This is a genomic window from Desulfobulbaceae bacterium (genome assembly GCA_013792005.1).
Classification (GTDB): domain Bacteria; phylum Desulfobacterota; class Desulfobulbia; order Desulfobulbales; family VMSU01; genus VMSU01.
In genome coordinates this window covers 1-13,879 of the sequence record VMSU01000092.1, presented here as the reverse complement: position 1 = coordinate 13,879, position 13,879 = coordinate 1, and the positions used below count along the sequence as shown (strand labels likewise).

General features: G+C 54.4%; 6 protein-coding genes. 5 read left to right on the top strand and 1 reads right to left on the bottom strand.

The genetic code is table 11. The features are described 5' to 3' along the window. Positions 1-286 precede the first annotated feature (286 nt). Positions 287-1,426 carry a class I SAM-dependent RNA methyltransferase gene (locus FP815_05050; protein ID MBA3014304.1) on the bottom strand — a complete coding sequence of 380 codons (1,140 nt, stop codon included), beginning with the start codon at positions 1,424-1,426 and terminating at the stop codon, positions 287-289. A gap of 382 nt (positions 1,427-1,808) precedes the next feature. Between FP815_05050 and dacB the strand changes: the two genes are divergently transcribed. The 5 genes from dacB to recD all read left to right on the top strand — a co-directional run bounded on the left by dacB (position 1,809) and on the right by recD (position 13,865). Then, the gene (gene dacB / locus FP815_05045) at positions 1,809-3,218 is read left to right on the top strand and encodes a D-alanyl-D-alanine carboxypeptidase/D-alanyl-D-alanine-endopeptidase (protein MBA3014303.1); all 1,410 of its coding nucleotides are present in this window, start codon (positions 1,809-1,811) and stop codon (positions 3,216-3,218) included. A gap of 133 nt (positions 3,219-3,351) precedes the next feature. Then, the gene (locus FP815_05040; GenBank protein ID MBA3014302.1) at positions 3,352-5,145 is read left to right on the top strand and encodes a hypothetical protein; all 1,794 of its coding nucleotides are present in this window, start codon (positions 3,352-3,354) and stop codon (positions 5,143-5,145) included. A gap of 40 nt (positions 5,146-5,185) precedes the next feature. Continuing rightward, on the top strand, positions 5,186-8,422 hold the full coding sequence (recC, locus tag FP815_05035; protein ID MBA3014301.1) for an exodeoxyribonuclease V subunit gamma: 3,237 nt from the start codon (positions 5,186-5,188) through the stop codon (positions 8,420-8,422). Further along, positions 8,422-11,979 carry an exodeoxyribonuclease V subunit beta gene (gene recB, locus FP815_05030; protein ID MBA3014300.1) on the top strand — a complete coding sequence of 1,186 codons (3,558 nt, stop codon included), beginning with the start codon at positions 8,422-8,424 and terminating at the stop codon, positions 11,977-11,979. Before recC ends, recB begins: the two co-directional genes overlap by 1 nt. Next, the gene (recD, locus tag FP815_05025; protein ID MBA3014299.1) at positions 11,979-13,865 is read left to right on the top strand and encodes an exodeoxyribonuclease V subunit alpha; all 1,887 of its coding nucleotides are present in this window, start codon (positions 11,979-11,981) and stop codon (positions 13,863-13,865) included. The genes recB and recD overlap by 1 nt, the downstream gene beginning before the upstream one ends. Positions 13,866-13,879 lie beyond the last annotated feature (14 nt).

Sequence of the window (13,879 nt, the reverse complement as noted above, 5' to 3'; positions counted from 1 at the left end):
CTCCCTACTCACATGTGAATATAAATTCACATATAAATCACTTTAATATTTTTGTCAAAAAAATAATAAAAATTATTTGTAACTACACAGGTTAACGGTAATCAGTTATCGGTTTACGGTAAAAGAATCATGATTAGTCATAAATCATCGTATGATACTCAATGTCAGTGTGTCCTCATCCATTGGCAGGACCCAATCACCGTCAACTGTCAACCGTAAACCGACAACCTGAGCATACAAGGGTGCGCATGGTTTCATCATGCGCACCGATTTTGGTGGGCTTTTTTTAATACATTTCGTACTTGGCCAGGACCCCGTCCAGTCCGCCGTTTGATAGCGGTTTTTTCCAACTTGGCCGCAACCCTACTGATTTTAATAGTTCCCGCTTTCCCAGATAGAGGAAGGCGGTGGACCCTGTGCATCGGTGCTTGAGGAATGAACCGAATTCATCGAGCAGTTGTGTCGCTTCGCCTGGTTTCTGCATCCTTACGCCGTACGGCGGATTGCAGACGATGGTGGCGTTGTGGATAGCGTCAATTGATTGAAACCCTTTGGCCTTGATGGAGATTGATTCGCCATGGGGCAGGGTGCTCAAGTTTGCCCGGGCGGTGGCCGCTGCCTCGTGATTAATGTCGCTGCCAACAAGTAAACCTGGCGGCAGGGGTCGGATCTGGGCCTCAGCTTCGGATTTGACGTTATCCCAGATGGTGGCGTCGAAGTCAGGGAGGGCCATGAATCCGAAACGGGTCCGCAGACTGGCCGCCGGAATTCGGCAATAATGAATCAAGGCTTCGCCCAGCAAGGTGCCTGACCCGCACATGGGATCGATCAGGGGGCGTTCCCCGTTCCAGTCGCTGAATTTGATGATCGCGGCGGCCAGGGTCTCTTGCATCGGAGCTGCCACACTCTCTGTCCGGTATCCCCTTCGGTGCAGCGAACCCCCTGAGGTGTCGAGGCTGATGGTCGCCTTATTGCGGTCGATGTGGAGATCAAACCAGACATCGGGCGATCTCCGGTCAATGTCCGGTCGCTTACCGGTTCTGTCCCGGAAATAATCGACGATCACGTCTTTGAGGCAGAGGGCGGCGTACTGGGAGTGGGTGATCTTGCTGTTTGACAGCGTGGCGGTGATCGCAAAGGTCTGATCCTCGGTTAAAAGCGTCTCCCAGGGGATCTTGGCCGCTGTCTGTTGGAGGTAATTGGTGCTGTGGCAATCGAAGACCAGCAGGGGGGCGGTTATCCGGGTGCAGAGGCTGGTGATCAGGTTGATTCGGTAAAGAACCTCGGCTGTGGCGTTGAAGTAGATTCCCCGGAAGGCAGGTTTGATCTCTTCTGCCCCGAGGCTTGCTAATTCGTGACTGGCCAGTTCGGTAAGGCCATCGGCGGTTTGGGCGAAATAACGGTTGGTTTTTTGGTATGTGAACACTGCAATGACTCGTTGTTGGTGTGATAGGATTAAATGAGGTGACGGGTGTAGGTATTGACCTGTAAATCGGCGAAGAACAGACGGTGTGATGTCTATTTTTCACAAATGGAGGCAGGTTTAGTGGAGTATTCCCCTGTAAGGTGTTCTTCTACCACAGGTGAGAAGAAATGGCGAAAGTAAAGATTTTAGGGTACTACGCAAGTTGCCGATGACTGGTTTGGTTGCGGGGCGCTCAGCGTCCCGGTCAAGGTCAACCTAAGTTGCGTTTATTGAAAGTAATTGTTTTCTGTAGCCGCTTCGGAATCACTCTTTTGACAACACCATAGCTATGATAATGAACGGTAAACAGTACTTTTTTTTAGTCGCCACCCTGGTGCTGGGCATGAGTCTGTTCGGTCCAGTTCCGTCTGTTGTTGGTGGCTCGAAATTGCCGCCAGAGGTTGAGACTGCTTTTTCGGCCGCTGGTGTGCCCAATGAGGCTATCGCCATTGTGGTCGAAAAATTGGATCAACCGCACTCTGGTCGTCGGTTGGTGTCGCATAATCCGGCTCTACCAATGAACCCGGCATCGGTGATGAAGTTGTTCACTACGGGCGCCGCGCTCGACCTGCTCGGACCGGCAAAAACGTGGAGCACCGAATTTCGGACGATAACGACTCCTGTCGATGGTGTGCTGGACGGTCTGCTCTATCTTAAGGGGAGTGGCGCACCTAACTTGACCATGGAGCAGTTCTGGGTGCTGTTGCGTCAACTTCGCCTCCGGGGCGTCCGTGATATCCGTGGCAACTTGGCGCTTGATCGGAGTTTATTTGCGCTACCGCCGCACAACCCGGCGGCCTTTGATGGTAAGCCGTTAAGCCCTTACAACACGGGGGCAGATGCGCTGCTGGTTAATTTCAATGCGCTAACTCTTCTGTTGATGCCTGATGAGGCTCACCACCGGGTATCTGTTCTTCTCGAAACTCCGGATGCGAAGCTTACTATTAATAATCGGCTGCTTCCGGTTGCCGGAGATTGCGGCAATTGGTATGAACAGGTTACCGTGAAAGTCGAAGAGTCAACCCTTCAGCTTTCCGGCCCGTATCCGAAAGGTTGTGGCGAACGGAAGATTAATCTTTCTCCGATTGTTGGCAACGCTCATGTTGAGGGTCTCTTTCGCGCACTATGGAGTGAACTTGGCGGCACCTTGAGTGGCGAAGTTGTCAGCGGGGTTGCGCCTCACGATAGTTCGGTCATTGCCGCTCAGGACTCGGCGGCTCTTGTTGAGGTCGTGCGTGATATCAATAAGTTCAGTAACAACGTGATGGCACGCCAGCTTTTTCTCGCCCTTTCCGCTGATACCCCGCCAGCGACCTATGAAAAGAGCGCTGCCAGCCTCCGTGCTTGGTTGACCGGCAAGGGCATGAGTGCCCCAGAGTTGGTTATTGAAAACGGCGCCGGGCTGTCGCGTAATGATCGGGCCAGCGCCGACACTTTGGCCGCTCTTCTACGCAGCATATGGCAGAGTCCGACCATGCCGGAGATGATGGCATCGCTGCCTATTGCCGGAGAAGATGGCACGATGAAAAAGCGTGGCAACGGTGAAGGAAGGGGGCGTGCTCATCTCAAGACTGGGTATCTTGAAGGTGTCCGGGCGCTTGCCGGATACCTGCTTGATCTCCGGGGAGAACGGTGGCTCTTGGTTGTCATGGTGAACCACCCCAGTGCCGTTCGTGCCAAGAAGGGGATGGACCGGTTGGTGGAGTGGGTGATCCACCGCGAGGAGGGGGATGGGGGCATTGCCGGAAACTAGTTTTTGTCTTGCCAAGAGACCTGTAGCGTTTTACCTATTCAACTGTCATACCCGATTATGTATCTCTTCCTCTCGTGCCAGACTGGTCAGTAATAACCAGGGAGTTGTCGACTTAAAATACCTTTAGCCATTTATGCTGACGATTGACGATTTTGATATACCAAACACGCTGCTATCAGAGCTTCGTGCGATTGCTGACCAAATTAAAGGCGGCCAGCTTCTGGCCTTAGCCAAGGCTGTGCCGAGCCTTGCCGTCGGTGTACGTCTGACTGCGGCTAACACTCGTTTTATCAGGCAGCGGTTGTTGCCTGATTCCGGTCGCTTGCGCGATGAGGTCAGAGATCTTCTGGCTGCGGAAGGGCTGAACTGGCAGTTGGTGATGGTATTTTCAGTCACAGTCTTGACTGAGTGCCTGCCTCTGTTTCTCGCTATCTACGGCCGGGAGCGAATGTTGGCCGCTCTGTTGGTGGATAGTCGTCCTGAGGTGCGCCAACTCGCTGTGTCCTATTGCCGGGAAGAAGATTGGCACTCAAAGCCCTTGTTTGAACGAGATGAGGCGATCACTGCGTTAGCTAATATTATTCAGCCGTTTCTACGTGCGATGGCCCCTTTGATGTCGGGCTCTTCTTCCACGTCGGAGCCAGGTGAGGATCTCAATAGTGAGGAATTCAGCGTCTTCCGGAGCAAGATCGCCACCCTTGAAGAGCGGCTGCGTCACGCTAAGGATGATGGTAGGGCCCTCAAGAAGCTTGAAGTCAAGGTCGAGGGTTTGAAGAACCAGAGAGCAGCCTTGGAAGAGAAACTTGATCGTGAACGACAGTTGCGTTTAGCGGCCGAGAAGATGGAAACCCAGGCGGAGGCCCGTGTGCAGACACTGCATCAGGAGCAGGAACGGGCGGTGCAGGCCGGGGTTGAGGCGGAGATGCAGTCGGTGGTCAGGGCTTGGCTGGTTGAGCCTCTGCGTCTGGGGAGTGTAATTGATACTGTCAACGAGCCGCAAGGTGGTGATATCCTTGACCGGGTGTGTTCCGTTCTGAGTCATCAGGCGGAACGTGACCGTCATTACGGTAACCGCAGTCAATTGCGTGACCGCTTGCTTGCCTTGCGTCAGGCGGAGGAGTCGCTGTTGCGTGCAGCGGCCGAATCCATCAACCCACTTCCGGAACTTAGCGGTCTTATTGCTGAACTGCAGGGTGAGACCGATCATATTGAAGAAATCCTGGGAGAGGGACGGCAAGAGAGCATTGTGGTGCAGCGTCTTGCCGCTATGATCCGTCAGGCAACTGACGAGGCGTCATTGACCAGGATCAAACGTCTGCTACACGAGATGGAGACGTCAGGGGTGATTACTCCTGTCGAGAGCCGGGAATTGTATCACGATTATCACAACTGCCTGGGGCGTCTTTTTGATCGTTTCTCTGTTCAGCCTCTGTCTGACATCGGGTTCACTGATCCAGCCCTGATTGTCGGTAAAGGCAGGGCTGGACATGGGAGGTTTCTGTGGATTCTTGATGGGTATAATATCCTCCTTGGACTTGAGGATCTCTTTGCTAAGACCTTTGAAGAGGATGGCCGGCCTGGCCTCAATTCCAGAAAACGCCTGTTGGCTATGGTTGATGCCCTGCTTGCCGATAGCCGCAGTCTGGCCGATGTGGTGTTTGACGGGCCCATTCGCAGCGAAGAGAATTTCAGTTCCCGGGTCAAGATGATATATTCCGGCGGCGGTGGGTTTACCGTCCGTGATCGTGCCGATCAGGCGATTGTCGACTGTCTGGAGATGCGTCCTGACGGCCCGTCGATCCCCACCATTGTCGTGACCAATGATCGGGTCTTGGCTGATCGCTGCTTGATGTTGGGCGCTAGAGTGATGCCCTTGCAGCAATTCGCCTCCATCCTCTTCACGCTTCCGGGTATCCCGGGGTCGTGATAGATAATCAGATCCTTTCCCTCGTCTAATTTCTGCGGCTATGCTTATTCTCCATCAATCAAATCGCGTGGAGAATCTCTTCGGCCAACTCGCCTTGCTGACCGAAACCCCGCTGGCAGAAGTCCTGATGCCTGAGATTATTGTGGTTCAGAGTCAGGGGATGGCCCGTTGGCTCTCTCTGGAGCTGGCTCGTTCCCAAGGAGTCTGCGCAAACTTTGATTTCCCGTTTCCCGCGGCCTTTATCTGGCGCCTTCTGGAGCAGGCGTATCCTCTCCGCGGCCCGTCTCTGTATGAGCCAGAGATTATGCGCTGGTCACTGATGGAGCTGCTGCTGGAGTTAAGGGATAGGCCGGAATTTTCTCAGGTGGCGGCGTATCTCCAGGGTGAGGGCCCGGATCTGCGGCGGTATCATCTGGCTGGACGGATTGCCGGTCTGTTTGATCAGTATCTGGTGTATCGTCCGGATTGGATTGAGGACTGGTCTGCTGGTGGTGATGACAAGTGGCAGTCTGTGCTCTGGCGGCAACTCGTGGCCCGGCACGGGTCCTGGCATCGTGCGGCCATGCTGGCCCATTTTGCGGATATGGTCCGTTCCGGCGCTGAATATCCCTGTCCGCTGCCCGAACGGATCAGTATTTTTGGTATCCCTTCGCTCCCTCCTTCCCAGCTCCAGTGCTTTGCTCTTCTTGCGGAGCAGATCGATGTCCATCTTTTTCTTTTGGCGCCCAGCGTTCAGTTCTGGACCGATCTGGCAGGGCGGAGGGAAATGGTGGGAGCGGAGATTCGTCATGCAGCGCTTGATCTTGAAAATGACCTCCATCTTGAGGAGGGGTGCCCTCTGTTGATGGGCTTGGGTACGTTGGGGCAAGAGTTTCAGGGAGTGCTACAGCTCTTTGATGCTCAGCCCGGCCTTGACGCCTTCCCTGAGGCGAGTCCGGACACGGCTCTGAGGTTGGTCCAGTTTGACTTGAACGTTGCAGTCCGACAACCGGTTCTCTCTGGTGGTGATCGACAGATGATTGTGCCTGATCAAGACCGGTCAATCCAGATTCATGTTGCCCATAGCCCGTTGCGGGAGGTGGAGATCCTCCATGATCAGATCCTCGATCTGCTCTCCTCCCACCCCGAGCTTGAAGCGGATGATATTCTGGTGATGATGCCTGAGATTGATCGCTATGCCCCGTTTGTTGAGGCGATTTTTTCTGATTCGGGCGATGGAGGGCGCCGGCTGCCTTTTTCTATCGCCGACCGGATTGTTCTTGGTCCCTTGACGCGTTCCTTTGTCGCTCTCCTTGACTTGATCAGTTCCAGGGTGATGCTTTCTCAGGTCCTGGCTTTTCTCGAACAGGAGGCGGTGGAATCCGGATTTGGTCTCAGCGGGGAAGATGTTCTGCTGATCCGTTCTTGGCTTAACGAGGCTGGGGTCAATTGGGGGCTGTCCGCTGAGCATAGAGGCCGGTTCGGAGTCCCGGAGGAGCCGATTGGTACCTGGCGATCCGGCATTGACCAATTACTGATGGGTTTCCTGACACCGGGCGATGGCAGGCAACTGGTCAACGGCCTCTTGCCCTGTGATGTGCTTGAGAGCGGACATGCTGTGGTCCTGGCTAAGTGTATTAATTTTTTCGAAGCCCTGAGCGCGTTGGTTGATCAGGTTCAGTCTCCCCGGACACTGACCGGCTGGCGAGATATCTTTACCTCTGTCCTGGATCGATTTTTCGGTGTTGACGAGGGGTATTCTCTTGATCGTCAAAGCCTGCTCTTCATCTTTGATGGGTTGGCCAGGAACAGCGCTTTGTCCGGCAGTGGCGAACTGCTGTCGCTTGAAGTGGTGGTGGCGGCGATTAAACAGGGGCTTAATTCCTCAACTGGAAATTTCTTGAGTTGCGGACGAATCACCATGTGCCAGATGGTGCCGATGAGGAGCATTCCATTTAAAGTTATCTGCCTGTTAGGGATGAATGATACGGTGTTTCCCCGGCAGGAGCGAAGGCCGGGTTTTGACCTGATGGCCGCCTCCCGCCGATCTGGTGATAGAAATCGTCGCGATGATGACCGCTATCTCTTCCTTGAGACTATTCTCTCAGCCCGTGAAGTCCTGTATGTCAGCTATGTTGGGATGAATGCCAGTAATGTCCCGGTGCCACCTTCGGTGGTGGTTAGCGAGCTGTTGGATCATCTGGCGGGTCGTTTAGGGCTCGACGCCTCCCAATGTGCGGATCGGTTTGTGACCAGGCACCCTCTGCAGCCGTTTTCCCGTCGCTATTTCAATGGCGAGTTGTTCACCTATTCCGTTTTGGCCCGGTCCCTCGCTGCTTCACTTGGCAATGATGAGCCATGGCGCGGACTTTTTGCCGAGGGGCGTGAGCTTGATTCTGAGCCTCAGGAGAGGATTGAGCTTGATGATCTGATTCGCTTCTTTGGGCATCCGGTCAGGGCGTTGTTGCGCGGTCGGCTTGGCTTGTACCTGGATGAGCGAGATGAGCAATTGGCCGATCGTGAACGCTTTTCACTGGACGGACTTGATGCCTATACCCTGACCTCATCACTGCTGCTGGATGCCTTGGCGGAGGAGGATCATGATCTCTGCCCCATTGCTCAAATTCGAGGGGAGGTCTCGCTGGGGATGACGGGCCGCTGCCAGTATGAGGAGTTGCGGCATCGGGCCGAGACCTTGGCCGAGCGCTTGGTGGTTTGGCGCGGGCACGGACCTCTGCCTGCGCAAGAAGTACGGCTTGATCTTGGCGGGAGGATTCTTGTCGGTCAAATCAGGGACCTTTGGGAAAACGGTCAAGTGCTGTGCCGCCCGGGGCGGGTCAAGAAGATGAGCCATACCGATCTGATCCGGTCCTGGATCAGGCATCTTGCCCTCTGTGCTGCCAGTCCTGAGCAACCATGGCAGACGACTTTCGTCTATCGTGACGGAGTGATGCGGTATCCGTTCGTCGCTACTGCCCGTGAACTGCTGATGGACTTGGTAAGCCTTTATTCATATGGCCAGGGGCGGCCCCTGCCGCTCTTTGCTAAAGCCTCTCTTGCCTATGCCAAAAAAAGGTGGACCGCCAAGGGAGGCACGCCTGAGCAAGCCATGGCCGTTGCCTGGTCAATCTGGAGTGAGGGTGATTATCTCTCCGATCCGGAACGGTGTGACCCCTATTTGGCGGCAGTGTATGGTGATCGCGATCCCTTGGCTGAATCAGGGCCATGTTCCTTTGCTGAGGTCGCCGAACTGGTGCTTGCTCCAGCATTAAATGCAGCGGAAGAGGAGTTATTCTGATGCAGCGTCTCGACCCTATCTCTATCCCCCTGTCCGGCCGCCATTTGATTGAGGCTAGCGCTGGCACCGGCAAGACCTATACCATTACCGGGATCTATCTTCGGCTGCTCTTGGAGCGGGAGTTAAATCCCGAGCAGATTTTAGTGGTCACTTACACCGAGGCTGCCTGTCGGGAACTGCGTGACAAGATCAGGTCGCGCCTGGCAGCGGCGCTTATCGCTTTTGAGTCCGAGCATTCTGATGAGGCCTATCTTGCCGAGCTTATCGCTCGGTATCGGGCCGAGGGGCGGGATTTGCATCGCTTGCGCGCTTTGTTGAGTCTGGCCCTGATTAATTTCGATCTGGCGGCGGTCTACACCATCCATGGTTTTTGTCTGAGGGTGCTCCAGGATTCCGCTTTTGAGAGCGGATTTCCCTTTGAAATCGAGTTTATTGAGGATGACCGTAATCTCCTGCAACAGGTGATTGATGACTTCTGGCGGCAATCGGCTCCTGGCTGGTCACCGTTATTCGTTGCCTATCTTTATCGGCAGGGTGTGTCGCCGGATTCTCTGGCCGGTTGTCTGCGCCGTCCTTTACAGGCAGTCCAGACTCGTGGTGAATCCAGTCTGCGTTTTGGGCCGGTGCGAGATTCACGGTCGGTGGATCTGGGGCTTGTCGACCGTTTGCAGGGAGTGTGGCAGGGGCATCGTGATCAAATTACCCATGTGCTGTTATCTTCTCCGGCGTTGAGCCGGAGCGAAGGGAACTATCCGGTGGCTATGCTTAAAGAGTGGTTTGGCGATCTGGATAATTTTTTTATCAATAAGAGTTCGATAGTCCATCCGTTGGCTGCCTTGGTGAAGTTTTCCTCAAGCTCACTCTGTCAAGGCACTAAGCCCAGCAAGGGTGGTCACACCCCGAAGCATCATTTTTTTGAATTGGCAGAACAGCTGCTGGTAGAGCTTGAGGAGGCAAGTCGAGGCGTACTCATGGAGTTTGTCGCTCATTGCGGCCCGGCGCTTGCTGGGGTGAAGGCGAGGGGTGGTCAAGTCACTTTTGATGATCTCCTTACCGCTGTCCGATCCGGATTGCAGGCGTCAGTGACCGGCAGCGAGTTGAGCCACAGGATACTTTCGCAGTATCCTGTGGCTCTGATTGATGAGTTCCAAGACACTGATCAGGTGCAATATGAGACCTTTACCACCATATTTCAGGGGGAGGGGACTCTGTACATGGTGGGTGACCCGAAACAGGCGATCTATGGGTTTCGAGGCGCGGACATCTTCAGTTATCTTCAGGCGGCGCAAACTGAAGCCGATAGCAGTCATACTCTGGTGACTAATTGGCGCTCTGAGCCTGCCATGATCCGGGCTTGTAACTCCCTCTTTGCGCGGCATCCGGCTCCGTTTGTCCTGCCCGGCATTGATTTTCGAGAGGCAAGAGTCCCTGAAAGCTTGAGGCGGCGATTGGTGGTTGCGGGGATGGAGGCTGCCATGACCATAGCTACCTTTGCAGACGAAGGAAAGAAGGGTGAGGCAAAGATCAAAGTATCGGCCTGGGTGGCTGGGGCGGTAAAAAATCTTTTAGCCCAAGTGTGGCGGGGGGAGGCCTTTTTTGAAGAAGAGGTTGAGGGGCGGTGGTGTAAGGGGAGGCCGCTCTCTGCCGGAGATATCGCCATCCTGGTCCGAAGTCATCGGGAGGGGCAGCAGGTAAAGGACTCTTTAGCTGCGCTTGGTCTGACGGCGGCGCTTTCATCAAGGCAATCGGTGTTTGTCACCGATGAGGCCCGTGAGCTTGGCTCGATTTTAGAAGCGGTAGCGGCATGTGCCGATGAACGTAAGGTGCGGCGGGCGTTGTCGACGCGTCTGTTACATGGCGATGCCGGTGAGCTTGCACGTCTGGAGGAGAATGAGTCTGCCTGGGAGGAGACTCTGGCACGGTTTGCGGCATATCGGAAGCTGTGGTTTGAGCGAGGGGTGGCGGCTATGCTTGGCTCATTGTGGGCGGGTGAGGATGTGTTGCCCACGCTTGCCCGGCAACCATCAGGGGAGCGGCGGCTGACCAACCTTCGTCATCTCACCGAGTTGTTGCAGGAGGCAGTTGCCAGCGACTCCCTGGAACCGGAGGAGTTGCTGCGTTGGTTCGGTGAGCGGCGATTGTGTGAACATACTGCCGAATCGGCCTTGTTGCGTTTGGAGAGCGATGAGGACCTGATCAAGATCGTCACCGTCCATAAAAGTAAGGGCCTTCAATATCCTGTCGTTTTTGCGCCATTTTTTTGGGATTCATCGTTTGCGAATTCAAAAACTCCTACTTTGGTTGAATGCCATGATGATCATGGTGCCTTGGTGGTTGATCTGGGATCAGACGCCTTTGTTGATCACTATTTTAGACAGCGGCGGGAGGCCCTGGCCGAGGAACTTCGCCTCTTTTATGTTGCTGTCACCAGGGCGGAAAACCGCTGTATTCTCTATTGGGGAAGGGTCAAGTCCAGATCGCGCTGGGTAACCGCTAGTTCCCCTTTGCAGTATCTGCTCAGCGGCGCGGCCGGCTCTGGTCCGGACTGGATTGCCGCGCTTGAGAGCGCTTTTGATGCACTTTCCTGTGAGGAGGCGCTGTCGTTGGTCGGCTCTCTTGTAGATGATGCGTGCGGCGCTATCGGAACGATCAGGGCAGAGATCCTGGGGGCCGATAGTGTCCCGGGCGCCGATCAAACTGCTATGTTGGGACAGGCTCGGTTATTTGATCGGGTATTGAACCCGTATCTCGGGCTGCGGAGTTTTACCTCCCTGCATCAGGCGGCTGGCGAGCCCGAGTTCCCGGACCATGACAGCCTTGGTCCTGAAAGTGTGCCATCTCTTGGATTAGACCCTTTTCCGATAGGCACAATGTTCTCCTTTCCCCGTGGCGCTCAGGCTGGCAGCTGTCTGCACGCCATTATGGAACTGTATGATTTTCAGGAGCAAGATCGATCTGTGCTCAAGGCTCTGGTGGAGGAGAAACTCACCCTTTTTGGGTTTGGTTTAGAATGGACCGATACAGTCCTCGTTTTATTGGAACGGATGGTTGAGACCCCGCTGGATCTTGGCGGAGCTTTACGTCTCAAAGATATCTCGAAGAGAGAGCGTTTGGATGAGCTTGAATTTTATTATCGTCTGCCTGCCGAACCTGATCACTCTCTGCTGAACAGGATTGTTGATAAAGAGGAGTCGACTATCGGCAGCAGTGACCGTTCTGCTTTTATGAAGGGATTTATTGACTTGGTCTTTCAGTGGCAGGGGAAGTTTTATATTCTTGACTATAAGTCAAACTATTTAGGGCCAACGCTTGCTTGCTACGATCAGGCTCGTCTGGAACTTGCCATGCGGCAGTCAGGATATGATCTCCAATACCGGATTTACACCGAGGCCTTGCATCGATACCTTGGCCGACGGCTACCAGGCTATGACTATGAACATCATTTCGGGGGTGTGTTTTATCTCTTCTTGCGTGGGCTTGATCCTGGGTTCGGATCTCAGTTTGGTGTCTATTATGCCAGGCCTTCACAGCCGCGCTCCAGTCTGCTGGTGACGTGATGAAACGAATTGCTTCAGTCAATGGGCTACTTCCTGTGATATCTCCCATGCGTGAATTGTTGCACCGTGCCGTACTCTCTGGGCAGTGCTCCGAGTTAAGCGCCTGCTATTACGATTTTTTTCAAAGATTGTTCCCCGGAGCAGGCGAGGTCGCGTGGGCGAGCGGCGTCCTTGCGGTCCAAGCGGTGCTCGATGGTCATTCTTGTTTAATGCTTTTTGGAGTGGCGGGGAAAGTTCCCTTTGCCGAGAGGATGGAGCTTGAAACATGGGATGATAGTTGCCGGATGCCTTCTTTGGAGTTTTGGCAAGAGACACTCAGCTCATGCCCCTTTGTTGGTAGCCGGGATTCTGAGTTGACGCCTTTGGTTCTTGATCGCGGTAGGCTCTATCTTCGTCGATATTTTGACTATGAGCGAAGATTGGCGGCAGAAGTAACAAGGAGGGTGGTGCGGGGAGGTTTTTCATCAGCAGAGGTGGCCCCGGTCTTGGCTCAGCTTTTCCCCGATCCTATTACAGAGACCGATTGGCAGAAAGTGGCTGCAGCAACTGCTGCGATGAGACGCTTTTGTCTAATTACCGGTGGCCCCGGGACCGGTAAAACCCATACGGTAGTTCGGATTGTTGCCCTACTGCAAAGGTTGGCGGGGGGAGACACCCTTAGGATCGGTCTTGCCGCACCTACCGGCAAGGCTGCCAGCCGTTTGCAGGAGTCATTGCCAGCGGCGGAGGTGGAGTTGGCTGAGCACTTGGAAGGGAAGCCTCTCACAGGCCTGATCAAGGCCCAGACCATCCATCGACTCTTAGGGTATGTCCGTAACTCACCATATTTTCGATATAATCGTGACCAGCGCCTCCCTTTGGATGTGTTAATTGTCGATGAGGTCTCCATGGTTGATTTGGCCTTGATGACAAAATTGATCGAGGCCATGCCGGATGAAGGGCGGTTGATTCTTCTTGGGGACAAGGATCAACTCTCTTCCGTTGAGGCAGGGCGGGTGCTGGCTGACCTGTGCGCCGGCGAGACAGGGTATTCTCCGGCTTTTGCTGAAGAGTTGCAACTGGCCGACGCTGTTGCCGCCAACCTGCCCGTGGCAACCGAAGCCGGTCCTTTGAGTGATTGTCGAGTTATTCTCCGCAAGTCCTACCGATTTCATCTCGACAGTGGCATCGGCGCCCTGGCCGCCAGTGTCCTGCTCGGCGACGTAGAAAAGGTCATGGCTTGTCTGGCTGAGGAAAACGGTGTTCGCCTGTGTGTCCCAACTCTTGTTGGCTCGGTCGGTGTTCGCGAGGAGGATGGTTTTGTTCAGCAACTCTGTCAGGGGTATGGGGAATTTCTCAAGGAGAGTGATCCTGCCTTGGCGCTGGCAGCCTTTCGGAAATTTCAGGTATTGTGCGCCCATCGCCATGGCGTAAACGGTTCACTGGAGATCAACAGCTGGTTTGAAACTGTTCTCGAAGAGAAGGGGTTGATCTCGCGCCATTCCGGATCGACGTGGTATCCAGGTCGTCCGGTGATGGTCACCGGTAATCATTACACCTTGCATCTTTTTAATGGCGATCTGGGCGTTGTGTTGAAAGATGACGAGGGCGAACTTCGGGTATTTTTTGAAACCCAGGGTGGTGTCCGCTCCATTGCCCCGGCAAGGATGCCGGATCATGACACTGCTTTCGCTTTGACCGTCCATAAAAGTCAGGGGTCAGAGTTCGAACGGGTCGTGCTGCTTCTGCCGGAGGTATCATCGCGTCTGGTAACCAGGGAGCTTATCTATACCGCTATCACTCGGGCGAGAAGGGAGTTTGAGGTGTGGGGCAGGGTGGAGATACTGGCAGAGGGGGTGTCAACTATGACGTTACGTGACACCGGTCTTGTTGAACAGTTGCGGTAAACGTTTACAGTCCG

Bases quoted from the DNA above. Each gene is read 5' to 3' on its own strand.
- dacB (MBA3014303.1), top strand. From the start codon at position 1,809: ATGAGTCTGTTCGGTCCAGTTCCGTCTGTTGTTGGTGGCTCGAAATTG.
- FP815_05040 (MBA3014302.1), top strand. From the start codon at position 3,352: ATGCTGACGATTGACGATTTTGATATACCAAACACGCTGCTATCAGAG.
- recC (MBA3014301.1), top strand. From the start codon at position 5,186: ATGCTTATTCTCCATCAATCAAATCGCGTGGAGAATCTCTTCGGCCAA.
- recB (MBA3014300.1), top strand. From the start codon at position 8,422: ATGCAGCGTCTCGACCCTATCTCTATCCCCCTGTCCGGCCGCCATTTG.
- recD (MBA3014299.1), top strand. From the start codon at position 11,979: ATGAAACGAATTGCTTCAGTCAATGGGCTACTTCCTGTGATATCTCCC.